This window comes from Haloarchaeobius litoreus, from assembly GCF_024495425.1.
GTDB lineage: Archaea > Halobacteriota > Halobacteria > Halobacteriales > Natrialbaceae > Haloarchaeobius > Haloarchaeobius litoreus.
The window spans coordinates 546716-570498 of record NZ_JANHJR010000003.1 but is presented as its reverse complement, the minus strand read 5'-3'; the positions used below and the strand labels follow the sequence as shown (position 1 = coordinate 570498).

Sequence of the window (23783 nt, the reverse complement as noted above, 5' to 3'; positions counted from 1 at the left end):
TCTCGCTCCGGCACCTAGCATCGTCGATGCCCGACGACCCGGTCCTCTCCGAGACGGACCGACAGAAGCTCGATTCGAGCCCCGACGACGCGTTCTACGACCAGCCGCGCTTCGTCCAGCACGTCGACGAGGGGTTCCGCGAGCGCCTCACCGAGCTGTACTGCGACCACCTCGCCGACGGCGACCGCGTGCTCGACGCGATGTCGAGCTGGGTGTCGCACCTCCCCGACGACCGCGAGTTCGCCCGCGTCGTCGGTCACGGGCTGAACGAGGCCGAGCTCGCGGCGAACCCCCGACTCGACGAGTACGTCGTCCAGAACCTGAACGTCGACCAGCGGTTGCCGTTCGACGACGCGAGCTTCGACGCGGTGCTGTGTGCCGTCTCCGTGCAGTACCTCCAGTATCCGACCGCAGTCTTCCGCGAGTTCCACCGCGTCCTCGCTCCGGATGGCGTCCTCGTCGTCTCCTTCTCGAACCGGACGTTCCACACGAAGGCCGTCCGGGCGTGGCGCGAGCGGTCGATGGACGACCGCGCCGCCCTCGTGCGAAGATACTGCGAAACAGCCGGCTTCGAACGGGTCGAGACGGTCCGCGACCCCCGGAACTCCGTCCTGCCCGGTCTGGGCGGTGACCCGTTCTACGCGGTCGTGGCCCACCGCGACTGATTTCGTATCGCAACATGCAGTTTAACCGCGGGTTCCCCCCACGACTGCCTCGATGCACGTGGAGACGCCGCTGTCGTCCGGAAACGGTCGATTCGACGGCCGAGCGCGCCGTCACCGACAGCACCGACCCGTCGACCGCAAACTGGTGGGCTTTTCACCGTCGGCCACCGACTCCCCCGCATGAGAACACGTGGGACAATCCGGCTGGCGACACGGGGCTCCGACCTCGCCATCCGGCAGGCGACGACGGTACGCGACGCGCTGGCGGAGCGACGCTACGAGGTGGAGCTCGTGGAGGTCGAGACCGAGGGCGACAAGATCCGAGACGAGCTCATCGCGGACCTCGGGAAGACCGGCGCGTTCGTGCGATCGCTCGACGAGAAGGTCATCGAGGGCGAGGTCGACGCGGCCGTCCACTCGATGAAGGACATGCCGACCGAGATGCCCGACGAGCTCGTCGTCGCGGGCATTCCCGAGCGCGCCCCGGCGGGCGACGTGCTCGTGACGCCCGACGGCAGCACGCTCGACGAGCTGGAATCCGGTGCTGTCGTCGGGACTGCTTCGATGCGGCGACAGGCCCAGCTCCTGCACGACCGCGACGACCTGACCGTCGAGCCCATCCGCGGGAACGTCGACACGCGGGTCGAGAAGGTGCTGGCTCCTGCCCTCCAGGCCGAACACGAGCGCCGGACGGAGGCCGAGAAGGAGGAGAAGGGCAACGCCGGTAACGACGATTTCGAACCCGAGTTCGACCGGACCGTCGAGGAGTGGTTCGACGACCGGAGCGAGATCGAACGCCGCGCGCTCGGCCGCGAGGTCGAGACGGAGTACGACGCGATCGTGCTCGCCGAGGCCGGGCTCCAGCGCTCCGGGCTGGCCCACCACGTCGAGTACCAGCGACTCTCGAACGAGTCGTTCGTCCCCGCGGCCGGACAGGGCGCACTCGCCATCACGGCACGCGACGACGAGACCGCCGAGGAGCTCCACGAGGTGCTCGACTTCCCGCGAACGCGGGTCGAGACCACCGTCGAGCGGACCGTCCTCGCGGGCCTGAACGGCGGCTGTATCGCCCCTATCGGTGTCCACGCCGTGCTCCAGGGCGAGTACGTCCACACGAGCGCGCAGGTGCTGCACCCCGACGGCGACGACCTCGTCCAGCAGCGCCGGGACATCCCGGTCGAGACCCACGTCGCGGCGGCGAAGGAGTTCGCCCAGAACCTGCAGGATGCCGGCGCGGACGAGTACGTCGCGGCCGCTCGCGAGCGATGACGGGCTTCGTCTACCTCGTCGGGAGTGGCCCCGGCGACCCCGACCTCATGACGGTGAAGGCCCGCCGGTTGCTCGACGAGGCCGACGTGGTGCTCCACGACAAGCTCCCTGGCCCGGAGATCCTGGGCACCATCGACGAGGAGCGCCGCGAGGACGTCGGCAAGCGCGCCGGCGGCGAGTGGACCCCGCAGGAGTACACCAACAGACGGCTGGTCGAGCTCGCAGAGGCGGGCAAGACCGTCGTCCGGCTCAAGGGCGGCGACCCGTTCGTCTTCGGCCGCGGCGGCGAGGAGGCCGAACACCTCGCTGCCCACGACATCCCGTTCGAGTACGTCCCCGGAGTCACGTCGGCCATCGCGGGCCCCGGTGTCGCCGGCATCCCCGTCACGCACCGCGACCACGCCTCCTCGGTCTCCTTCGTCACGGGCCACGAGGACCCGACGAAGGACGAGTCGGCGGTCGACTGGGAGGCGCTCGCGGCCACCGGTGGCACGCTCGTCGTCCTGATGGGCGTCGGGAAACTGCCCGACTACACCGCCGCGCTCTGCGAGGCCGGCATGGACCCCGGGACGCCCGTCGCGCTGGTCGAACGCGCTACCTGGCCGGACATGCAGGTCGCGACCGGCACGCTCGACACCATCGTCGACGTGCGCGACGAGGACGGTATCGAACCGCCCGCAATCACCGTCATCGGTGACGTGGCCGGAACCAGAGAGCGCGTCGTCGAGTTCCTCAGGACCCGAACATGACCACGAGAGACACCACCGTCGCGGTGTTCCGCCCGGACGACGAGCGCCTGCGCGACGCGGTCGAACTGATCGAGTCGCTCGGTGCGACCCCCGTCCCGGACCCGATGCTCGAAGTGCGGGAGACGGGTGCGTCGCCCCGAACGGACGCAGAATACACCATCCTGACGAGCAAGACCGGTGCGGAGATCGCTCGTGAGTCCGGCTGGGAACCCGGCGAGACGACGGTCTGTGCCATCGGCTCGGCGACCGCCGAGGCACTGCGCGAGCAGGGGTACGAGGTCGACGTCGTCCCCGAGGAGTACACCTCGACCGGGCTGGTCGAGACGCTCGCCGACAGCGTCGACGGGGCATGCGTCGAGGTCGCCCGGAGCGACCACGGCAGCCAGGTGCTGCTGGACGGACTGGAGGCGGCCGGGGCGTACGTCCACGAGACCGTGCTGTACGAGCTCGTCCGTCCCCAGGGCGCGGGCGAGTCGGCCGAACTGGCCGCCGCCGGCGGGCTCGATGCGGTCTGTTTCACCTCCTCGCTGACCGTCGAGAACTTCCTCGATGCGGCCCAGGAGCGAGGCGTCCGGACTGAAGCGGTCTCGGGGCTGAACGACGCGGTCGTCGGCGTTATCGGCGAGCCGACCCGCCAGACCGCCGAGGACGAGGGTGTCGCTGTCGACGTGGTTCCCGAAAACGCGGACTTCGACGAGCTGGCCTGTGCGGTCGTCGAACGGGCCGCGCCGACGTACCACGACTGAGCGGATTCGCTGTTTTCGGACGATTTGGGCGTCCTCTGAGCCGTTGCCTCGCCGTCGGCGTCGAGTACCATCTCGCGGGAATAAACTATATTCCACGATACGAAATGCGGGTCGGGCCGTGAACGGTGGGCTTCGTCGAGTCCGTCGGTTCGGCGTGCGCGGTCGTCCCGTGGCCGCCCCCGGCCGACCCGACGGTTTAAACCGGACGACGACCCATGCTCCGACGAATGTCCGCCAGTGCCCCCGTCCCGGAACTCGCCGACCGCGCCGCCGCGTGCGCCGAGCGCCTGCGCGCGGCCGACGAGGTGTTGCTCGCGTCGCACATCGACGCCGACGGGCTCACCAGCGCGGCCGTCGCGTCGAGCGCGCTCGAACGTGCCGCCATCCCGCACGAGGTCGTCTTCGAGAAGCAACTCGACGCCGAGCGCATCGCCGCCATCGCCGAGACGGAGTACGACACCGTGCTGTTCACCGACTTCGGCAGCGGCCAGATCGACGACATCGTCCCGCACGAGGAGCGCGGGGCGTTCACGCCGGTCATCGCGGACCACCACCAGCCCGGCGACGCCGACACCGAGTTCCACCTGAACCCCCTGCTGGAGGGTATCGACGGCGGCTCCGAGCTCTCGGGCGCAGGGGCGGCGTACGTGCTGGCCCGGGCACTCGAAGGTGACGGCGACAACCGGGACCTCGCACGGCTGGCCATCGTCGGCGCGGTCGGGGACATGCAGGACCAGGACGGCGAGCTCCACGGCGCGAACGCGGCCATCGTCGACGACGGCGTCGCGGCCGGCGTCGTCGAGGGTGGCACCGACCTCGCGGTGTACGGCAAGCAGACCCGGCCGCTCCCGAAGCTCCTGGAGTACGCGAGCGACGTGCAGATCCCGGGCGTGACGAACGACCACAACGGCGCTGTCGCGTTCCTCGACGGGCTCGACGTCGATTGCCGAGCGGACGGCGAGTGGCGGCGCTGGGTGGACCTCACCGCCGACGAGCGCCAGACGGTCGCGAGCGCGCTGGTCAAGCGCGCGGTCGCCTCGGGCGTGCCGGCCGACCGCATCGACGACCTCGTCGGCACGACGTACACGCTCACGGCCGAGCCCGAGGGCACCGAACTCCGGGACGCCAGCGAGTTCTCGACGCTGCTGAACGCCACTGCGCGGTACGAGCGCGGCGACGTCGGACTCGCGGTCTGTCTGGGCGACCGCGACGAGGCGCTGACGGCGGCCCGGACGTTGCTGCGGAACCACCGGCGGAACCTCTCGGAGGGGCTGGAGTTCGTGAAGAACGAGGGGACGACGACCGAGGAGCACGTCCAGTGGTTCCACGCCGACGACCGCATCCGGGAGACCATCGTCGGCATCGTCGCCGGGATGGCACTCGGTGCGGGCGGCATCGACCCTCGCAAGCCCATCCTGGCGTTCGCGAACGAGAGCGACACCGAGGTCAAGGTGTCCGCACGTGGCAGCGGCGCGCTGGTTCGGAAGGGGCTCGACCTCTCGGTCGTGATGCGCGAGGCCTCGCAGTCGGTCGGCGGCGACGGTGGTGGACACGTCGTCGCGGCCGGTGCGACGATTCCCCGCGGTGAGGTCGAGGCGTTCGTCGCGGAGGCCGACCGAATCGTCGGGGAACAGCTCGGCTGAACCGCAGGAGTCGACGCCGTCCGTTACTCGAAGAAGCGTGCCGGCACGTGCCGTGCGACCGGCTCGGGGAGTACCCGGGCGAGCGTGCCCCACACCGTCGCGAGGCGCTTCCGGAGTGCGACGTACACCGCGCCGACGGCCAGCAGTCCGAAGGCGAACGCCGGAACGGGGTCGGGGAGCGTCGCCGCGGGGAGTGCCAACACGGTGGCCGTGGCGAGGTCGTGGGGCGAACCGTCGTAGGGAACGAGGCGCTTCGGCGCGAGCCAGCGGCCGTGATAGTGACTGTAGACGGCCCGCTCGGAGCGACCCTCCCACGGACGGAGCTCGAGGCCGCCGCCGTAGATGTCCATCACCGGGTGGAGCGCGGCGGCCACGAGGAACGTCGCCAGGGCGACGGTCGCGTTCGTCTGGACGACGACGGCGAGTGCGACGGCTATCCCTGCCGGAATCCACCCGTACACCGGGTAGTGCAGCGTCTTCCGGTGGCCGGCGTAGATGTCGAGGTCGGGGAACAGGCTTCCGGCGAGCCCCACGAGCGCGACTGTCACCGGGTCGCCACCGACAGCGACTGCGAGCGCGGCGAGGACGAGCCCCGCCAGCGCGTGTGTCATGGCCATCATCACGCCACCGTACGAGGTGGGGCCTTAGTAATCTGTCCCCTCTACGAGGACAGTGGATGGGTTTTTCACGCTGCCACCGTTACCGAGCGGTATGGACCGCCTTCGGCTGCTGAATCGCACCCTCCAGGTCGGTCTCATCGCTGTCCTCGCGTTCGGCGTTCTCGCGCGCAACGTCAGCGTAGTGGTGAACGCCCTCGCGGGCTTCGGTGTGACGCTCGTCCCCGCAGTGCTCGCACGTGACCGTGACCTCCTGCTCGACCCGCGGTTCACGCTCGTCGTCTCCGTCGCGGTGTTCCTGCACTCCATCGGGATGGTCGGACTGTACGACCGCATCTGGTGGTGGGACCATCTGACCCACACGTTCTCCGCGACCATCGTCGCGGTCATCGCGTACACCGTCGTCTGGGCCGTCGACGTCCACCGCGAGGACATCCACCTCCCGCCGCCGTTCACCGGGCTGTTCGTGCTCACCTTCGTGGTCGCGATGGGTGTGCTCTGGGAGGTCGCGGAGTTCCTCGCCCGCGAGGTCGCCATCTTCCTCGGCCAGGAACCCGTCCTCGTCCTCTACGGCCTCGACGACAGCATGCTCGACCTGCTGTTCAACCTCCTCGGTGCCGTGACGGTGACGGTGTTCGCGACGACCCGGCTGCGTCGCTGGGGCGAGCAGCTCGCGGCGTGGCTCGACCGGCAGCTGGAGGCAAACTAGAAACCCTTCGGGTGTGAGACACCGACCGTGACACACACGCGTTTCCTCGCCGAGGACGCCGACCGCCGGCAGGTCGCCGTCGGGATGGCCATCTTCGCCCTCCTGCTCGTGGCCGGTGGGCTGCTCACCAGCAGGTTCCTCTGGCTCTTCGAGGAGCCCGACGCCATCCGCGAGGCCGTCACCGCGTTCGGGCCGTTCGCGCCGCTGGCGTTCGTCCTCATGCAGGCGGCACAGGTCGTGGTCGCACCCATTCCGAGCCACGTGCTCTCCTTCGCCGCCGGCTACCTGTTCGGCCCGGTCTGGGGGTTCGTCTACAGCATGACCGGTGCGATCGCCGGAACGCTCGTCGCGCTCGTCATCGCACGCCGGTACGGTCGGCCGGTCGTCGAGCGGTTCGTCGCGTCCGAGGCGCTCGACCGCTTCGACGCCTACCTCGGCGAGTACGGGCTGGCGGGCGTGTTCGTGGTGTTCCTCCTGCCCGGCTTCCCGGACGACGTGGTCTGTCTCGTCGCCGGCTGCTCCGACCTCGACATCCGGAAGATACTGGCCGTCGCGACGCTCGGGCGGATTCCGGGCTACCTCGTGCTGGTCCTCTCCGGTGCCGGGGTCGCCGAGGGACAGCTGTACGGGTCGGTGTCGCTGCTGCTGGCCGCCGCGGCAGTCGGCGGGCTCCTGTTCTGGCGGCGGAAACGCCTGCTGGAGTGGCTCCGCCGGCAGCTGGCCGACGACGACGACGGTCGCCACCAGCCCGGTTCCTGACCCGGTTCCGCGCGTTCGGTCGCTTTCGTGCATGAACGGACCCGTTCTCCCAGCCTGTGGCTCGCCGACCGCGGACCATTCTATATCGTGGTATGTGATTTATAGGATGGGTGTCGTGGCCGACCCTCCTCTCACTGGGGGAGCGGCTGGAACGACCGAAAACAGTCGACTGAGTGCTCAAACGTGGCTTCCTTCGTCGGTCAGGCCCGCGGCGACCGGCCGAGGCGTCGAGTCGTCACCGACGCGTCGGCCAGCCGCTCGAGGACGGCGAGCTCGCGTTCGAGAGTATCGTCGCCGATTTCGGCCATCTCGGCCTCGAAGTATCCGGCGAACGACTCGAAACGGTCGGCGTACTCGGGGGAGACGGCCAGGTCGGTCGACTGGCGCTCCCAACGCCCGAGGTCGCCGTAGTCGGCAGGTGCAATCCCGTCTGCGGGCGGTTCGCCGTCGTCCTCGCGCATGGCGACCGCCCAGTTCCGGCAGAGGTCGGCGTAGCGCGTCAGCAGGACGGCCTTGCGGACGCCCGTGTTGGCGAACTGTTCCGGGCCGTCGTCGGGGACGTCGACGGTCGCGGTCGTCTCGCTGGTCTCGCCTTCCCGGTTCTCCCAGCTGGCCCGCAGCTGGAGGGAGCCACTCCCACCGGTCTGGCGGAGCTTCGCGAGGACGACACCACCCTTCGTCTCCCCGCCCTCGCGGTCCGAGGCGAACAGCGTGTTGACGCGCATGACCTCGCCGGTGGACTCCTCGGCGGCAGAGGAGCCGTACACCGTCTCTATCTCGTAGCCCTCGGCGTCGAGTTCGAGCGAGAGGTCGAACACGAGCGGCGTGACCATGTACTGGAAGCCGTCGGTGAGACGCTCCTCGAACTCGTCGGGGGAGTGGACCGAGTAGTGGTTCGCACCGCGGACGGCCGTGATGGCGTCGATTATCTCGGTGTTGAAGTCGACGCCCACGCCGACGAACGTCGCGTGGACGCCGCGCTCGGACTCGGCCGCGAGCCGTCCCTGCAGGCCGCCCTGACTGGTGTCGCCGAGGTTCGGCATCGCGTCCGTGAGCACGGCGAAGCGGTTCTCGTACTCGTCCGGGTCGGCGTCGGCGACGTCGTCGAACAGGGCGCTGGCCTCGTCGAGGCCGGCCGAGAGGTTCGTGCCGCCGCCGGCCTCGATGTCCGCCTCGATGTGGCCGCGGATGGCCTCCATGTCGGTCGTCTCGACGGCGTTCAGTGGCTTCGCGACCGTCGCCTGGTCGTTGTACAGCACGACGCCGAAGCGGTCGCCGGGACGGAGCTGCTCGGTCAGCGACGTGAGCGCGTCGCGTGCGACCTCGATCTTGGGCCGGTCGTCGCCGTCGCCTCCGTCCCCGTCGTAGTGGTACTCGTCGAAGGGGGAGGACATCGACCCGGAGACGTCGAGCACGACGACGAAGTTCAGCCGTTTGCGTTCGAAGTCGTCGGCGTCGAGCCCGGAGTTCAGCCCCATCGAGAGGTATCGTTCGGTCTCCCCGGAGAGGGGGTCCGCCGAGACGGCCGGGGCGTAGCGCGGGCAGAACAGCGACGAGCAGTCGCCCCCGTTGCCGGTGTCGAAGTAGTAGTCGTAGAACAGCCCCTCGTAGGGCATGTCGGTGGGGAGCGGGAGGAAGCCCTCCTCGACGTTCTGCCGGAAGTTGTTCACGTCCTTCGCGCCGCCGGCTGCGAGGCCGACGGAGCCGCTGTCGGCCGACGTGGACTCGTAGCTGACGTTCGCGCCGCCGCTCGAACCGCCGGAGCCGCCGTCGTCGTTCTGCTCGAGGTCGCCCGGGTCGTACTGCCAGTCGTCGACGAGTTCGCCGGGCGGTGCAGTCGTCGGCTGGTCGGTGCCGGGGCCGTCGACGGGGGTCGAGCCGGTGCTACAGCCGGCCAGCGAGGCGGCAGCCGCCGTCGCCAGCGCGAGGAACGAGCGTCTGTGTCGCGGGGACATGTGCGTTCGTTCGCCGGCGACCCCCATAACGTGGTTCCAAGCTGAAACCTCGGTTTCAGCCAGCTCGCTGTCCGAGGCGGCCGTTCCGTGTGCTGGCGATTCGGGGGCCTGCCCAGGCCATAAATCGGATAACGCGATACGAAATACCTCCCGGCCCTGCGAGAGGACGCGCTGCGCGCCGCCGGTGAAACGCCCCGCTTTTGACCGTCCTGACCGTTCTCCCCGATATGACCGAGTTCGACCCGGACCGCTTCGAGGCGGAGAAGTACGTCGACTACTTCCAGCAGCTCCAGCGCGCCTACAAGAACGCGTTCGAGACGATGAACGAGGAGTTCGACTCGACGCTCATCCACGGCATCGACCAGCAGGTGCTCAACGAGTCCGAGCCGTTCTACGACGAGGACGAGGGCTTCACCGTCGAGCTGCCCGACGACCCACACGACCGGCTCACGGCCGTCGTCGTCGACGAGGAGAAGTTCGAGGCGGTGATGGAGCGCTACCGGGAGGAGATCCGGAGCGAGCTCCGGCGCGTCTTCGGGCTGTAGTCCGGGTCAGTTCCCGTCGAGGTACGACATCGCCTCCTCGTCGGAGACCTGCGTGAACGACTCGTAGAACTGACCGACGGCGTGGAACTGGGGCGGTATCAGCAGGCAGACCACCTCGTCGGCCTCCGCCCGGAGCCGTTCGACCGTGTCCGGGGGGCCGACCGGCACCGCGAGGACGACCCGTTCGGCCCCGGCCTCGCGGGCCCCACGGATGCAGGCGATGGTCGTCGCGCCCGTCGCGACGCCGTCGTCGACGACGACGGCCGTCAGCCCGTCGAGGTCGAGCGGCGGCTTGCCCTCGCGGTACGTCTCGGTCTTCTCCGCGGCGACGGCGTGCTGGCGGCCGGTCTCCTCGTCGAGGTACGCCTCGCTGATACCGAGGTCTTCGACGAGGTCGGCGTTCACCCACACCGCGCCGTCGCTCGCGACCGCGCCGACCGCGAGCTCCGGGTTCCAGGGGGACCCGAGCTTCTTCGCCGCGATGACGTCCAGCGGGGCGTCGAGTCTGTCGGCGACGGGTCGCGCGACGGGCAGGCCGCCGCGTGGGACAGCGAGGACGATGTCTGCCGTGACGCCGCGGTCGACGAGCAGGTCCGCGAGCCGTCGACCGGCGTCCGTTCGGTCCGCGAACATGGCCGACACTACGCGGTGCTGTTCCTTCCGTATTTATCGACGTGTCAGTGGAGCTACCCGGGAGTCGGAGTTCGCGGCCGGTCTCCTGCTCGGCGACCGCTCCGACACCTTCCGAGATGGCCTCCGTCGCACCGGCGTCTCGGAGCCCCGCTATCGTCTCCAGAACCACCTCGAGTACGTCCAGGGTTGGCACGGAGGCGGTACCCGGTCACATATGCGTTCGCTCCGTCCGCGGGGAGCGGTGCCAGCGACCGGGCGAAACGCCGGCCTCACCGTGCGAACGCGTGGTGCGCAAGGTTTAGGGACGCCCGTCCCGAACCTCGGCACATGAGCACCGAGACACAGGGCGGCGACGACCTGGAGGAGCGCGTCACGAACTTCCTCCGTCGCAACTTCCCGCAGATCCAGATGCACGGCGGCAGTGCGGCCATCCAGGACCTCGACCGGGAGACCGGCGAGGTCACCATCCTGCTGGGCGGTGCCTGCTCCGGCTGCGGTATCTCCCCGATGACCATACAGGCGATCAAGAGCCGCATGGTCAAGGAGATACCCGAGATCGAGCAGGTCCACGCCGACACCGGCATGGACGGCGGCGGCCACGGCGGCGGCGGTGGTGGCATGTCCCCCTCGTTCCCCGGCGAGACCGTCGACGACGACGACGGCGAGGAGGACGAAGGTCCGCAGGCCCCGTTCTGAAGCCATTTAAATCGTGCTGACGTGACGGTCGGTCCACGGAAAACAACAGTTCTTAATCCTCCGTGCCCTCGAAGCCGAGTATGAACCCCACAGCCGGGCAGAACGTCCTCTTCGTCGTGATGGACACGGTCCGGAAGGACCACCTGTCCGTCTACGGGTACGACCGCCCGACGACGCCCGGTCTGGAGGCGTTCGCGTCGGAGGCGGCCGTCTACGAGGGTGCCGTCGCGCAGGCACCGTGGACGCTGCCGGTCCACGCCTCGCTGTTCACCGGGCTGTACCCGAGCCAGCACGGGGCGAGTCAGGAGAACCCGTATCTGGAGGGTGCGACGACGCTCGCGGAGACGCTCTCGGATACCCACCGGACGGCGTGTTACTCCTCGAACGCGTGGATCACGCCCTACACCCACCTCACCGACGGCTTCGACGACCAGGACAACTTCTTCGAGGTGATGCCCGGCGAGTTCCTCTCCGGCCCCATCGCCCGTGCCTGGAAGGCGATGAACGACAGCCCGACCCTGCGGCGGGTCGCCGACTGGATGGTCTCGGTCGGCAACACCATCCACGAGTACACCGCCTCGGGCGAGGGCGCGGACTCGAAGACCCCGCAGGTCGTCGACCGCACGCAGGAGTTCGTCGCCGAGGCCGAGGCCGACGGCGAGAACTGGTTCCAGTTCATCAACCTGATGGACGCCCACCTGCCGTACCACCCGCCCGAGGAGTACCGCGCGGAGTTCGCCCCCGGCGTCGATTCGACGGCGGTGTGCCAGAACTCGAAGGAGTACAACTCCGGGGCGCGCGACATCGACGCCGACGAGTGGGCGGACATCCAGGGCCTGTACGACGCCGAGATTCGCCACATCGACGCGGAGCTCACCCGGCTGTTCGACTGGCTGCAGGCCGATGGGCTCTGGGAGGACACGCTCGTCGTCGTCTGTGCGGACCACGGCGAGCTGTTCGGCGAGCACGGCCTCTACGGCCACGAGTTCTGCATCTACGACCCGCTCGTGAACGTCCCCTGCATGGTCAAGCACCCCGACCTCGACCCGGGCCGCTACGACCGGCAGTTCGAGCTGCTCGACCTCTACCACACCGTGCTCGACCACGCGGACGTCGAGAACGCGGGCGGCGACGGCGTCGACCTCGACCCCACGCGGTCGCTGCTCGACGACGCACACGGCGACCGCGAGGGTGGCGAGTACGCCTTCGTGGAGTACTCCCGGCCGGTCGTCGAGCTCAAGCAGCTGGAGGGGAAGGCGGCCGACGCCGGCATCGAGCTGGACGAGGACTCCCGGTTCTACTCCCGGATGCGCGCCGCCCGCCGCACGGACGGCAAGTACATCCGGAACGAGCGCATCCCCGACGAGTTCTACCGCGTCGACGAGGACCCCGGCGAGACCGACGACCGGCTCGGCGAGGGGGACCCCGTCGAGGCGGAGGTCGAGTCCGCCCTCGACGCGTTCGAGGAGCGCGTCGCCGACGAGTGGGACGGCGGCCCCTCGACCGACGCGAGCGACGGCGAGCTCGACGAGATGAGCGACACCGCGAAGGAACGGTTACAGGACCTCGGGTACATGGAGTAGTGTGAGCGGGACATCTGGTGGGGCGTTCGGGGACCTGTTCGGTCGCAGGACGCTCGCGAAGATGGGGGTGGGCTTTGCCATCTCGCTGCTGCTCGTCTACCTCCTCGGGACCGCGGTCGGCTGGGAGCGCACCCTCGACCAGCTCGCGCGGGCCGACCCCGTCTGGGTCGCCGCCGGCTGTCTCTCGACGTTCCTGTGTCTGGCGGCGTGGGGACGTGCGTGGCAGATCGTCCTCGCCGTCGGCGGCGTCGAGGTCCCGTACCGGAAGCTCGTGGTCACCTACTTCGCCGCGACGTTCGCGAACTACGTCACCCCGTTCGGGCAGGCCGGGGGCGAGCCGTTCATCGCCTACGTGCTCTCGCGGGACACCGACGCGGACTACGAGCAGAGCCTCGCGAGCGTCGTCACCGCCGACCTGCTCAACCTGCTCCCGTTCTTCAACTTCGCGGCGGTCGGGACGGCGTACCTCGTGGTCCAGACCTCGCTCGGCGACACCGAGACCGTCGGGAACCTCGTGCTCGTGCTGGGGCTGCTCGCGGTGAGCATCCCCCTCCTCGTCTGGTTCGGCTGGCGGCACCGCTGGGCCGTCGAGGGGCTCGTCGTCAGGCTCGTCCGACCCGTCGCCCGCGTCACCAGCCGGGTGAGCGTCGACGGCACCCGCGAGCGTATCGAGCGGTTCTACGGCTCCGTCGAGGACATCGCCAGCGAGCCCCGGGAGCTCGCCCGGGCGCTCGGCTACTCCTACGTCGGCTGGCTGTTCTTCACGCTCCCGATGGTCGCCGCGCTCCGGGCGGTCGACGCGAGCATGCGACTGCTGCTCGTCTTCTTCATCGTCCCGGCGAGCACCATCGCTGGCCTGGTGCCGACGCCGGGCGGGCTGGGCGCGGTCGAGGGCGCGCTCACGGGCCTGCTCGTCGAGATCGGGCGGCTCCCGGCGGACACGGCGTTCGCGGTGACGACGCTCTACCGCCTGGAGAGCTTCGTGTTCGCGCTGGTGGTCGGTGGTATCGCGGCGCTGTGGGTGACCGCGCGGGTGTGAATTCGGTACGTAGAGAGAGTGTGCCTACGACCCGAACGAGACCGTGGGTTCCTACGCGGGTGGATCTGCGTCGTCACCGAACCCACTCCCGTACGCTTCGAGGACCTCTGTGACAGTGACCTCGTACGCATCGTACCACTCTGTCCACCGTTGCTTCGCCCGTTCGTGGGTAGCATCTGCTCCGAACGACTCGAGCCCGTCCAACGACTCCCAGTAGTACACGACGAGAACCTCCTCGCTCTCCGGGGCATGCCACGTCCGCTTGCCCAGGTATCCCTCCGTGTCCTCGGCAACCGCCTGTATCGCATCGTTCAGTTCGTGGAACTCCGCGTCGTACTCCCCTGGATCGAGGCGGAACGTAACCAGGTACATCGATACCGGCACTTGCCCGCTTGCGGTCAATAAGGTTCGCCTACGGGAGCACGAGACGCATCGTGGACACTTCCCTCTGACCGATACGCATAGCTATCTACCAGGTGTTCCAGCGACGAGGGTACCTGCACCCGGGTCTCGCCCGGGCCACTCACCTGAGGCCCCGCGCCTCCTCCCACGCCCTGAGAAGCCGGGTCGTCGTCTCGCAAACGGGAACGGCAACGTCGGCGTCCCGGATCTCGCCGGCGCGGTCGACGACGTAGCCGGTGATGGCGTCGACCTCGGTCCGGCGGCCCGATTCGACGTCCTGCAGCATCGAGGAGGTGTTCGCGGCGGTGGTCTCGGCGACGGACTCGACCGCGGCGACGGCCTCGCGGTTCGACAGGGACACGTCGTGACCGCGGGCGACGCGGGCGGTCTCGCGGGCGGCGTCGCGCGCGAGCCCGCTGGCGGTGCCGTCGAGGAGGGCACCGTTCTCGCTCCGGGTGAGTGCGGTGACGGTGTTGATGCCGGCGTTGACCGCGAGCTTCTCCCAGAGCCGGCGTGGCATGTCGTCGACGACCGCGGCGGCGAGGTTCCCCCCGACGAGCGCGCGTTCGAGCAGGTCGTCGACCGGCCCCGCACCGCCCTCGGGGGAGCCGACGACGACCTCGCCGACGCCCGTGCACTCGACGCGGCCGGCCTTGTGGAGGATGGCCCCGTAGGTGACCGTGCCGGCGTAGACCGGGCAGTCGACCTCGGCTGCGAGCGTCGCCTCGTTGCCCATCCCGTTCTGGAGCGAGCAGACCGCGTCGAAGGTGCCCGTGGCGAGGTCGGCCGCGGCAGTGTCGGTGTCGAACGCCTTCACCGTCACGAGTGCGAGCTCGGCTGTCAGGTCGGCTCCGTCGGTCGTCGCGTCGGGGTGGACGGTCTCCGTCCCGTCGGGGGTCTCGACCCGGAGGCCATCCGACCGGACGGTGGTGACGTGGGGGTCCCGGCCGACGAGGACCACGTCGTGTCCACCGGTCTGGAGGAGGCCGCCGAGGAGGCTACCGAGACTGCCCGCGCCGTAGACGACGATTCGCATGGCTCGACGTGGGCGGGCGACGGAGAAAAAGCGTGCCGGTCAGTCCTCGGTCCAGTAGTAGATGTCCTCCTTCTCGGTGCCGCAGTTCGGGCACTCGTCGGGGATGTCGCTGTCGAGCTTGCCCATCTCGCCGCACTCCCAGCAGCGCCACATCAGCTCGCCCTCGCCGAACTCGTGGCCGGCGCGGTGGTGCTCGATGCTCAGCCCCTCGATGCCGTCCTCCGCGGTCACCTGGAAGCCGTGTTCGTCGAAGCCGCGGACGTGCCCGACCTTCGTGCCGTCCTCGGTGTAGATGCCCGCGCCGAAGCTGATGCGTGGCTTCTCGTCTTGCTGGCTCATGTGCGAAGAGACGACGTCCAGAATCTTAAGCTGTATGTCAATGCTTCTCATGGTTGGTGGGGGACACAGGTCGCTCACACGGCCGGACCGCGAGCTATTTCCACCCGTCCGCACAACCACGACACGATGATCGACCTACGCAGCGACACGGTCACGAAGCCGGACGAGGCGATGCGCGAGGCGGCCGCGACGGCCCCCGTCGGCGACGACGTGTACGAGGAGGACCCGACGGTGAACGAGCTCGAAGCCGAGGCGGCGGACCTCGTGGGCATGGAGGACGCGCTGTTCGTCCCCACGGGGACGATGGGCAACCAGGTCGCGGTGCGCACGCACACCGACCGCGGGCAGGAGGTGCTCTCGGGGCGCGAGAGCCACGTCGTGAAGTGGGAGCTCGGTGGGATGGCGCAGCTCTCCTCGCTGCAGGTTCGCACCTTCGACGGCGGCGAGCGCGGCGTGCCGACGCCCGAGCAGGTGCGCGAGGGCTACGTCGCGGAGGACCTCCACCGACCAGGGACCGGACTCCTGACGCTGGAGAACACGCACAACTCGAAGGGTGGGGTGGCCATCACGGCCGAGGAGATCGCGGCGGCGGCGTCGGCCGCACACGACCTCGACGTGCCGGTGCACCTCGACGGCGCGCGGGTGTTCAACGCGGCCGTCTCCCTCGGCGTGCCGGCGAGCGACCTGACCGACCCCGTCGATTCGGTGATGTTCTGTCTCTCGAAGGGACTCGGTGCGCCGGTCGGCTCCATCCTCGCGGGCTCGGCCGAGTTCATCGAGCGGGCACGGCGGAACCGGAAGCTGTTCGGCGGCGGGATGCGACAGGCGGGCATCATCGCAGGGCCGGGGCTGCAGGCGCTCGGGAACGTCGAGCGGCTGGCCGAGGACCACGAGAACGCGCGGACGCTGGCGGCGGGACTGGACGCGCTCGACGGGCTGTCGGCGGCCGAGCCGGACACGAACATCGTGCTCGTGGACACGACGGAGAGCGGCCTGACCGCGGAGGCGTTCCTCGACCGCTGTGGGGACGAGGACGTGCTGGGCTCGGCGTTCGGCGAGTACGTCGTCCGGTTCTGTACGCACTGGGACGTGGACGAGGCGGCCGTGGAGAGGGCGGTCGAACGGGTCGCGTCGGTGCTCTAGTTCTTCCCGGAGCCCTTCTCCATGCCCTCCTTGAAGCCGAGGAGGGTGCGCCGGAACAGCAGGTAGAAGAAGAAGATGAGCGCGAGCAGCACGACGACGACGAACAGCGTGAACGGGTCGTCGAAGAAGCCGCTGACCTGTGCGGGGACGGGTGTCTGCATGGTTACTCGTTTCGCGGCTCGAAACAAATGCGTTTCGACGTTCCCGGCCCCTCCCTCACGGCGGGAACCGGCGGCTGAGGCGCGCTCGCTGCCGGTACCACCGCGCTCGGAAATCACTGCTGGTAGCGCGTCGTTACTCGCGAGCCACCCCGGCGCAGTCTTGCGATTCTGGAGGCACAAAGAGTTGTCGAAGATATACAAACGTTCATGTTCGACGATGCCCATCCCTACGATATGGCGGACCTGTTGCCCTCCTCTCCGGATACGTCGGCCGCCGACGACGCGGAGCCGCGCGTCATCGGACTCGACAGCGACGACGCCGACGACCTCATCGGGGCTCTCTCCTCGTCGACGGCGCGTGAGGTGCTGACTGCACTCCACGACGAACCGGCGACACCATCCCAGCTCGCCGACGCGGTCGACACCTCCCTCCAGAACACGCAGTACCACCTGGAGAAGCTGAAGGACGCCGACATCATCGAGGTCGTCGACACGGCGTACTCCGCGAAGGGACGGGAGATGAAGGTGTACGCGCCGGCCGACCAGCCGCTCGTCGTCTTCGCCGGCGGTTCGGAGCAGTCGACCGGGCTGAAGGCGGCGATCTCCCGTCTGCTCGGTGCCTTCGGGCTCCTCGCGGTGGGGTCGCTGTTCGTCCAGCAGACGCTCGGTGGCGGACTCGGCTCGTTCTTCGACTTCGGCGGCGGTGGGACGCCTCCCGACGGGGTTCCGCTCCCTCCCGAGGGGACCGAGACGGTCGCGAGCAACCCGAACGATACGGCGACAACCACGGCCGTCGAGACGACGACGACGGTGACACGCGTCGTGGCCGACACGGCGGGCGCGACGGTCTCACCCGGACTGGCGTTCCTGCTTGGCGGGACGGTCATCCTCGCCGCGGGCTTCGCCTACTGGTACACGGCGAACCGGTAGGTGAAACGCGGGTTTGAGCTATCAGTAGCTCTTTTGATACGTAGCCTGTCGGTGGATGTGGACCCCGGGGCTTCGGCCCTCCGCTGTCATGACACACGGCCCTGGGGCACGTCGGCCCACGACCGACGCGCCGGCAGCCGTCCCCGCTTTTGCCCGCATCACGCTGGATTCGCGCTCAGCGACGACTGCGCATCGCTCTGGCGACCGACGCTCAGTCCTGTGCGTCGCGACCGCCCGCCGGCACCGAGAACTCCTCGATGAGCGTGCCGTCGGGCTGGACGATCCGACCCGAGAGACCGCCGTCGGTCGGTTCGAGCTCGGCGTGCCCGGGCCGGTTCCCGCGCGGCTGGGCGTGACTGCCGGGGTTCAGCAGGGTCACGTCGTCCGTCTCGACGACGGTCGGCCGGTGCGTGTGCCCGGAGACGACGAGGTCCGCGCCCTTCTCGCGACCGAACATCCGCAGGCCGGTCGCGCCGCCGCTGCGGCGGTGTGTCACCGCGATGCGGACGCCTTCGTAGTCGACGACGCGGGCGGTCGGGAGCCGCTCGATGACCGCTGGGGCGTCGGCGTTGCCGTGGACGGCCCGGAGCTCCGGGGCGACCTCGTAGAACGCGTCGAGCACGTCGGGCGAGACGAAGTCGCCCGCGTGGACGACGAGGTCGGCGTTCTCGACGGCCTCGCGGGTCCGGCCGGTCAGCGCGTGGCCCGTGTGGGAGTGCGTATCGGAGACGACGACGAGCATGCCGAGCCGTAGGTGCGCGGGGGTGACGTGCGTTTCGTTCGACAGAAACCACTTTGGTCCCGCCGGTGCAACGGTGAGCCATGGTACAGGAGCCCGAGCGTCACGGGGACGAGGAACCGCCCGGTGAGGCCCCGCCCCGTGCGGTCGTCCTCGCGACGTTCGACTCGCTCGCTCCACGGACGGCCGAGGGGGTCGCCGGGGAGCTGGACGTGGCCCGGGACCACGCCGCAGCGACGCTGTCGGCGCTCGTCGACGCCGGCGAGCTCGAATCGGCCGCGCTGGTCGACGGCGACGACGCGCTCACGGCGTACTATCTCTCACCGGACGTGCACCCGGGGGGCAGCATCGACCCCGAGACGGCCCGCCGCGCGGCCGTCCAGCGCACCATCGCCGAGCTCGACGTGCCGGGCGTGAGCGAGATGATGCAGGACTGGCGACGCGACGCGCTCGAACGCGCCTGGGAGTTCCTCGCCGAGGAGGGCACCGTCAGCGACCGGGCGTTCAAGCGCGAGGTGTACCCCGGCCACAAGGCCGGCTACGACACGGCCGAGGCGTGGTGGGCGTTCCTCCGCCCGCGACTCGCCCGCCTGCCCGGCGTCGAGGGCCCCTCCGACGACGGCTCGACCTGGGAGTACGTCGGGCCCTGAGTCCGGGCCGGTCGCGCGTCGCTCCGGAACGGTTTTTTCCCTCCGTGTCAGTCGAGTAGCCAATGGCCTCGAGCAAGTCAGTCGTCATCGCCGCACTCTTCGCCAACGGGGCGATCGCGATACTGAAGTTCGTCGGGTACCTCCTGACGGGGAGCCCGGCGATGCTGTCCGAGACGTACCACTCGGTCTCCGACACCGGCAACCAGGTGTTCCTGCTGGTCGGCATCCGCTACTCCGGCAAGGAGGCGAGCCGGAGCCACCCCTTCGGCTACGGGAAGGCACAGTTCTTCTATGCCTTCCTCGTCAGCGTGCTGCTGTTCGGCATCGCGGGCTGGGAGTCAGCCACGCACGGCTACGACGCCATCGTGCACCCCCACGAACCGACGGTGACGGACCCGACCCTGTTCGGCGTCACCTTCCCCGCGGTCTGGGTGAACTACGGCGTGCTCCTCGGGGCCATCGTCTTCGAGACGTACGCGCTGGCGAAGGCGAACAAGGCACTCACGCTCCAGATGGAGAAACACGACTGGGCGAGCTACCGCGAGGCGTTCCGGAAGACCAGCGACGTGACCACCCTCACCGCGTTCACCGAGGACACCATCGCGATGGCCGGTGCCGGCATCGCACTGTTCGGCGTCTACCTCACGAACGTGACCGGGAACCAGATATACGACGCCGTCTCGGCGCTGCTCATCGGGCTCCTGCTCATGTTCTTCGCGATCGCACTCGCCTGGGAGAACAAGCGCCTCCTGCTCGGCGAGTCCCTGGCCGCTGACGAGGAGTCCGACCTCCGGAAGGCCGTCCGTGAGGGTGAGGGTGTCGTCTCCGTCAACGACTTCCGGACCGTCTACTTCGGTCCCGGTCGACTCGTCGTCACCGCGGACGTCTCGTTCGAGGGCGACCTCGACACCGAGGAGATCGACGACGCCATCAGCGCCATCGAGGCGAAGCTGAAGGAGCTCGACAGCGCGGTGAAGACGGTGTACATCGAGCCGGAGACGAAACTCGACGGCGGCTCGGGTACCGACGCGACGTCGGCGTAGCTCAGCGCGCCTCGGTCTCGAGGAGCCGACTGATCTCCTCCGGTTCGAGCACGTCGGTCAGGCCTTCGCCGGCCTCCAGACGAGCCAGTTCCTCGTCGTCGAGCATCTCCTCTAGGGCCCGCTGTGCGAGGCGTTCCCGGAGCGATTCGTCCAGATCGTCGAGGTCATAGCCGGGCACTGGCATGTGGTACCGTATGTCTTGGTCGCTCTTAGGTCTGTGGGAGCCCGTCAGTACAGGTCGGTGACGAACCCGTCGTGGTCGAGGTCACCCCCGTTCTCGAAGTCGTAGTAGTCCGTGATGGCGTCGACTCCGGACGCGTCCTCGAAGACGCTCGCGATCTCGTTCTCCGCCGTCCTGTAGGAGATGGCTTCGTGGGGTACGGCGTCGTCCTCGTGGGCGGTCATCGTGACGTAGTCGCCGGTGTCCCAGAACTTCGCGTGGTAGCCGCCGAGGATGCGGAACGTGCCTGTCGCGGCCGTCTGATGCTGCATCTCGAACTGGGCGTTCTGCGGCACCCACGCGTACCGGTTGTACTGGACGACGATGTCGGTCCAGCCGTTGCTCGTGAGGGTGTCCACCGCCTCGTCCATGTCGATGAAGGTGTTCGAGCCGGCGAGGTTCATCGGCCCCTTCAGCTCGTAGCCACCGTCGACCGCCTCGAAGTACCACTTCGGACAGTCGCTCGGTCGGGCGAGGGCGTCCCCGGAGACCTCGGTTGTCGATACGTCCCGCTCGGTGTAGTAGGTCTCCCACTCCTCGGCCGTCGCGTAGTGGGTGTCCCACGGCCGACGGATCGTCCGTGTGTCCCGCGCGGGGAGGTCGTCGCTCCGTGCCTCCGGTCGGGGGTACGTCTCGGTGGTGACGAGCGCCCGCGAGGCCCGCCCGTACCGACGTTCGAGGTCCGGACTGACGCGGCGTCGGGTGACGCTCACCTCCTCGGGGTCGATGCGGACGGTGACGGTCTCGGTGCCACGGACGCGGAAGGAGTCGGGCAGTCCGTCGCCGGTGTCGGCGAGCGCGCGTCGGGTCGCGGCGCTCAGTCCCGCAAGCGTCCCGGCCCCGACGCCCAGCGAGCGCAGGACGTCGCGGCGTGTTCGGTCGTCCCCGTCCGTCGGTCTCCGAGAACCATCATCATCGGCCATAGCGAACGGAGTCGCGTAGCGGTGGACGACAGAAAAAGATGTATCACGGTTCAGTGGTGTGCGCGGTCGGCCCGCTGTCGTGCCGTCCGTGAGCGAACCGTTCACGAGAGCATACCGCCGACACCCATCGGCGGGATTCGGTAGCCGTGCTCCACCCGCGCCCGTCCGTGCTGGTCGTGCTCGGTGGGCCGTCTCGCGCGTCGCCGACCCGGCGACGATGGGCGACCTGCCCCAGCCGGGACTCGCACTCGCCTACGGCTCCCTGCTCGCCGCAGTGGTGGCCACGGTCGGGGAGGCAATCACCACGGGCCTCTGACGACCACAGGCACGAACCATTTTATCCGAAGGCGGCCAAAGGCGGGTGTGGCCGACACCGACGCGTACATGCGGTTCTTCCCGTACGACGCGCCCTACGACAACCAGCGGGACGCGATGCAGCGCATCCACACCTCCCTGGGACGGGGACAGGACGTGCTGTTCGAGGGTGCCTGTGGTACCGGGAAGACGCTCTCGGCGCTGGTCCCAGCGCTGGAGTACGCACGCGAGGCGGACAAGACGGTCGTCATCACGACCGACGTCCACCAGCAGATGCGCCAGTTCGTCGAGGAGGCACGCGCCATCACCCGCAAGGAGCCGATCCGCGCGGTCGTCTTCCGCGGGAAGGCCTCGATGTGCCACATCGACGTTGGCTACGAGGAGTGCCAGGTGCTGCGTGACAACACCCGCGAACTCGTCGACGCGCGGCGCGAGGCCGCGGAGCTGCGCGAGCGCGAGCGCGAGCTGCTCGCACAGGCCCAGACGGGCGAGGAAGCCGCCATGGAGGCGCGGCAGGCGGTCGTGGACGAGCTCGACAGCGTCGAGGAGCGCGCGACCACCATCTCCGACGAGAAGAACGTCTGCGACAACTACCGGAACAACCTCACCGGCGACGTGGAGGGCTTCCGCGCGTGGCTGTTCGACGACGTGCGCACGCCGGACGACGTGTACGACTACGCGGGCGAGCGGACGATGTGCGGCTACGAGCTGCTGAAGGAGTCGATGGAGGGCGTCGACCTCGTCGTCTGCAACTACCACCACCTGCTCGACCCGAACATCCGGGAGCAGTTCTTCCGGTGGCTCGGCCGCGAGCCCGAGGACGTCATCACCGTCTTCGACGAGGCGCACAACGTCGAGGGCGCGGCCCGGGACCACGCCACGCGGACGCTCACCGAGCAGACGCTCGACGCGGCACTGGAGGAGCTGGCGGAGAGCGACGACAGCCGCGCGGAGCGCGCCGAGAACGTCCTCCGGCCGTTCAGGAACGCGCTCGTGGAGACGTACGAGGACTCCTTTGGCTTCGGCGAGCGCGAGCGCGTCGGCGACGACTGGGTGGACGTGGCCGTCGCCAACGAGGACAGGCGCGACGACCTCACGCTCCGGTTCCTCCAGCTCTACAGCGGCCCGGGCTACAAGACCGACCTCGAAGCGGCGGTGACGCTCGGCTCGGACCTCGACGACGCCTACGAGGAGGCGTACAAGAACGGCGAGGCGACGACCCGCAAGGAGTCACAGACGCTGCAGGCGGCGGGCTTCGTCGGCGCGTGGATGCGCGAGGGCACCGACGAGGGCCTCTACCCGGTCGCCTCGGTCCGTCGCGACCAGGGAACCGACGAGGTCTACGGGCGCGCCGAGCTCTACACCTGCATCCCGCAGGACGTCACCCGGGACCTGTTCGAGGAGGTCCACGCGACGGTGCTGATGAGCGCGACTTTGCGCCCCTTCGCCGTCACCGCCGACGTGCTCGGGCTGACCGAGCCGGTGACGATGGCGTTCGGGCTCCAGTTCCCGCCGGAGCGCCGGCGCACCTACGCCGTCTCGACCCCGGCGCTGTTCGCCAGCGCCCGCAACGACGCCGAGGTGCAGGAGACCGTCGGCTCGACGCTCGCCGACGCGGTCGAGTTCACGCCGGGCAACACGCTCGTCTTCACGCCGAACTACGCGGAGGCCGAGCGCTACGCGACCCGGCTCCGCGGCGAGACCGACGCGACGGTGTACCTCGACGAGCCGGGCACGCGCGCCGAGGACCTCCGCCAGCGGTTCACCGACGACGACGACGGCGTCCTCCTCACGTCGCTCTGGGGCACCCTCGCGGAGGGCGTCAGCTTCGACGGCGACGACGCCCGGAGCGTGGTCGTCCTCGGCGTCCCCTACCCCCACCTCGACGACCGCGCCGAGGCCGTCCAGGACGCCTACGGCGAGGCGTTCGGCCGCAGCGGCGAGCGCGACGCCGGCTGGCGCTACGCCGTCGAGATCCCCACCATCAGGAAGACCAGACAGGCCATCGGCCGTGTCATCCGCTCGCCCGAGGACTTCGGGGTGCGCATCCTGCTCGACGAGCGCTACACCGCCAAGAGCAAGGGCGAGATGGGCAAGTACAGCGTCCGCGATACGTTCCCGGTGGAGGAGCGCGACGAGATGCTGGACCTGCAGCCGGAGAAGCTGAAGTTCGCGATGCTGAACTTCTATCAGGACATGGACGGGTACGACGGCGAGCCGCCGCGGCCGTGATAAAATCGGTTGACTGACAAAGATAATTTGTCATCACCGGGA

General features: G+C 69.1%; 26 protein-coding genes. 16 read left to right on the top strand and 10 right to left on the bottom strand.

What is annotated here, in order from left to right; translation table 11 throughout:
* Positions 1–26 precede the first annotated feature (26 nt).
* The 5 genes from NOW55_RS15340 to recJ all read left to right on the top strand — a co-directional run bounded on the left by NOW55_RS15340 (position 27) and on the right by recJ (position 5072).
* A complete protein-coding gene (locus NOW55_RS15340; protein ID WP_256400987.1) occupies positions 27–665 on the top strand; it encodes a class I SAM-dependent methyltransferase in 639 nt (212 codons plus the stop codon).
* A 180-nt stretch (positions 666–845) separates the two neighbouring features.
* Positions 846–1934, top strand: coding sequence for a hydroxymethylbilane synthase (gene hemC / locus NOW55_RS15335; RefSeq protein ID WP_256400986.1), 1089 nt, complete (start codon positions 846–848; stop codon positions 1932–1934).
* Positions 1931–2683: a uroporphyrinogen-III C-methyltransferase gene (cobA, locus tag NOW55_RS15330; RefSeq protein ID WP_256400985.1), complete on the top strand. Its 753-nt coding sequence runs from the start codon at positions 1931–1933 to the stop codon at positions 2681–2683. Before hemC ends, cobA begins: the two co-directional genes overlap by 4 nt.
* Complete coding sequence (locus NOW55_RS15325; RefSeq protein ID WP_256400984.1) at positions 2680–3429, top strand: uroporphyrinogen-III synthase; 750 nt, start codon at positions 2680–2682, stop codon at positions 3427–3429. The genes cobA and NOW55_RS15325 overlap by 4 nt, the downstream gene beginning before the upstream one ends.
* Before the next feature lie 227 nt (positions 3430–3656).
* A complete protein-coding gene (gene recJ, locus NOW55_RS15320; protein WP_256400983.1) occupies positions 3657–5072 on the top strand; it encodes a RecJ family nuclease in 1416 nt (471 codons plus the stop codon).
* Positions 5073–5095: 23 nt separating this feature from the next.
* Here the strand turns inward: recJ and NOW55_RS15315 are convergent, their stop codons facing one another.
* Positions 5096–5692: a metal-dependent hydrolase gene (locus NOW55_RS15315; RefSeq protein WP_256400982.1), complete on the bottom strand. Its 597-nt coding sequence runs from the start codon at positions 5690–5692 to the stop codon at positions 5096–5098.
* A 91-nt stretch (positions 5693–5783) separates the two neighbouring features.
* On the opposite strand from NOW55_RS15315, the gene NOW55_RS15310 reads away from it, so the two are divergent.
* Entirely contained in the window at positions 5784–6398 is a 615-nt protein-coding gene (locus NOW55_RS15310) for a DUF2238 domain-containing protein (RefSeq protein WP_256400981.1), read from the top strand.
* A gap of 27 nt (positions 6399–6425) precedes the next feature.
* Positions 6426–7157: a TVP38/TMEM64 family protein gene (locus tag NOW55_RS15305; RefSeq protein WP_256400980.1), complete on the top strand. Its 732-nt coding sequence runs from the start codon at positions 6426–6428 to the stop codon at positions 7155–7157.
* A 200-nt stretch (positions 7158–7357) separates the two neighbouring features.
* Here NOW55_RS15305 and NOW55_RS15300 read toward each other — a convergent pair whose 3' ends face one another.
* On the bottom strand, positions 7358–9112 hold the full coding sequence (locus tag NOW55_RS15300; protein WP_256400979.1) for a vWA domain-containing protein: 1755 nt from the start codon (positions 9110–9112) through the stop codon (positions 7358–7360).
* Positions 9113–9339: 227 nt separating this feature from the next.
* On the opposite strand from NOW55_RS15300, the gene NOW55_RS15295 reads away from it, so the two are divergent.
* Positions 9340–9657, top strand: coding sequence for a DUF5783 family protein (locus NOW55_RS15295; RefSeq protein ID WP_256400978.1), 318 nt, complete (start codon positions 9340–9342; stop codon positions 9655–9657).
* A gap of 6 nt (positions 9658–9663) precedes the next feature.
* Here NOW55_RS15295 and NOW55_RS15290 read toward each other — a convergent pair whose 3' ends face one another.
* The gene (locus NOW55_RS15290) at positions 9664–10290 is read right to left on the bottom strand and encodes a phosphoribosyltransferase (protein ID WP_256400977.1); all 627 of its coding nucleotides are present in this window, start codon (positions 10288–10290) and stop codon (positions 9664–9666) included.
* Between the two features lie 327 nt (positions 10291–10617).
* Here NOW55_RS15290 and NOW55_RS15285 point away from each other — a divergent pair, with 327 nt between their 5' ends.
* From NOW55_RS15285 to NOW55_RS15275, 3 genes are all read left to right on the top strand, one after another.
* Positions 10618–10986, top strand: a complete 369-nt coding sequence (locus NOW55_RS15285) for a NifU family protein (RefSeq protein WP_256400976.1) — start codon at positions 10618–10620, stop codon at positions 10984–10986.
* Positions 10987–11066: 80 nt separating this feature from the next.
* On the top strand, positions 11067–12569 hold the full coding sequence (locus NOW55_RS15280; protein WP_256400975.1) for a sulfatase: 1503 nt from the start codon (positions 11067–11069) through the stop codon (positions 12567–12569).
* Between the two features lies 1 nt (position 12570).
* Entirely contained in the window at positions 12571–13608 is a 1038-nt protein-coding gene (locus NOW55_RS15275) for a lysylphosphatidylglycerol synthase transmembrane domain-containing protein (RefSeq protein WP_256400974.1), read from the top strand.
* A 51-nt stretch (positions 13609–13659) separates the two neighbouring features.
* On the opposite strand, the gene NOW55_RS15270 is transcribed toward NOW55_RS15275, so the two are convergent.
* From NOW55_RS15270 to NOW55_RS15260, 3 genes are all read right to left on the bottom strand, one after another.
* Complete coding sequence (locus tag NOW55_RS15270; RefSeq protein ID WP_256400973.1) at positions 13660–13980, bottom strand: antibiotic biosynthesis monooxygenase family protein; 321 nt, start codon at positions 13978–13980, stop codon at positions 13660–13662.
* A 151-nt stretch (positions 13981–14131) separates the two neighbouring features.
* Entirely contained in the window at positions 14132–15046 is a 915-nt protein-coding gene (locus tag NOW55_RS15265; RefSeq protein ID WP_256400972.1) for a ketopantoate reductase family protein, read from the bottom strand.
* 39 nt (positions 15047–15085) lie between these two features.
* A complete protein-coding gene (locus tag NOW55_RS15260; protein WP_256400971.1) occupies positions 15086–15385 on the bottom strand; it encodes a DUF7130 family rubredoxin-like protein in 300 nt (99 codons plus the stop codon).
* 126 nt (positions 15386–15511) lie between these two features.
* Between NOW55_RS15260 and NOW55_RS15255 the strand changes: the two genes are divergently transcribed.
* Positions 15512–16528 (top strand): threonine aldolase family protein, encoded by a 1017-nt coding sequence (locus tag NOW55_RS15255; protein ID WP_256400970.1) that lies wholly within the window; start codon positions 15512–15514, stop codon positions 16526–16528.
* On the opposite strand, the gene NOW55_RS15250 is transcribed toward NOW55_RS15255, so the two are convergent.
* The gene (locus NOW55_RS15250) at positions 16525–16689 is read right to left on the bottom strand and encodes a DUF7859 family protein (protein ID WP_256400969.1); all 165 of its coding nucleotides are present in this window, start codon (positions 16687–16689) and stop codon (positions 16525–16527) included. The genes NOW55_RS15255 and NOW55_RS15250 overlap by 4 nt on opposite strands.
* 234 nt (positions 16690–16923) lie before the next feature.
* Here NOW55_RS15250 and NOW55_RS15245 point away from each other — a divergent pair, with 234 nt between their 5' ends.
* The gene (locus NOW55_RS15245) at positions 16924–17619 is read left to right on the top strand and encodes an ArsR/SmtB family transcription factor (protein WP_256400968.1); all 696 of its coding nucleotides are present in this window, start codon (positions 16924–16926) and stop codon (positions 17617–17619) included.
* A gap of 211 nt (positions 17620–17830) precedes the next feature.
* On the opposite strand, the gene NOW55_RS15240 is transcribed toward NOW55_RS15245, so the two are convergent.
* Positions 17831–18361, bottom strand: coding sequence for a metallophosphoesterase (locus NOW55_RS15240; protein ID WP_256400967.1), 531 nt, complete (start codon positions 18359–18361; stop codon positions 17831–17833).
* An 80-nt stretch (positions 18362–18441) separates the two neighbouring features.
* Between NOW55_RS15240 and NOW55_RS15235 the strand changes: the two genes are divergently transcribed.
* Positions 18442–19008: a hypothetical protein gene (locus tag NOW55_RS15235; protein ID WP_256400966.1), complete on the top strand. Its 567-nt coding sequence runs from the start codon at positions 18442–18444 to the stop codon at positions 19006–19008.
* A 62-nt stretch (positions 19009–19070) separates the two neighbouring features.
* Positions 19071–20051 carry a cation diffusion facilitator family transporter gene (locus tag NOW55_RS15230; protein ID WP_256400965.1) on the top strand — a complete coding sequence of 327 codons (981 nt, stop codon included), beginning with the start codon at positions 19071–19073 and terminating at the stop codon, positions 20049–20051.
* Between the two features lies 1 nt (position 20052).
* On the opposite strand, the gene NOW55_RS15225 is transcribed toward NOW55_RS15230, so the two are convergent.
* Both NOW55_RS15225 and NOW55_RS15220 read right to left on the bottom strand, forming a co-directional pair.
* Positions 20053–20235 (bottom strand): DUF8027 family protein, encoded by a 183-nt coding sequence (locus tag NOW55_RS15225; RefSeq protein ID WP_256400964.1) that lies wholly within the window; start codon positions 20233–20235, stop codon positions 20053–20055.
* Positions 20236–20279: 44 nt separating this feature from the next.
* The gene (locus NOW55_RS15220; RefSeq protein WP_256400963.1) at positions 20280–21194 is read right to left on the bottom strand and encodes a hypothetical protein; all 915 of its coding nucleotides are present in this window, start codon (positions 21192–21194) and stop codon (positions 20280–20282) included.
* A 384-nt stretch (positions 21195–21578) separates the two neighbouring features.
* Between NOW55_RS15220 and NOW55_RS15215 the strand changes: the two genes are divergently transcribed.
* The gene (locus NOW55_RS15215) at positions 21579–23741 is read left to right on the top strand and encodes an ATP-dependent DNA helicase (protein WP_303648798.1); all 2163 of its coding nucleotides are present in this window, start codon (positions 21579–21581) and stop codon (positions 23739–23741) included.
* Positions 23742–23783: the final 42 nt, after the last annotated feature.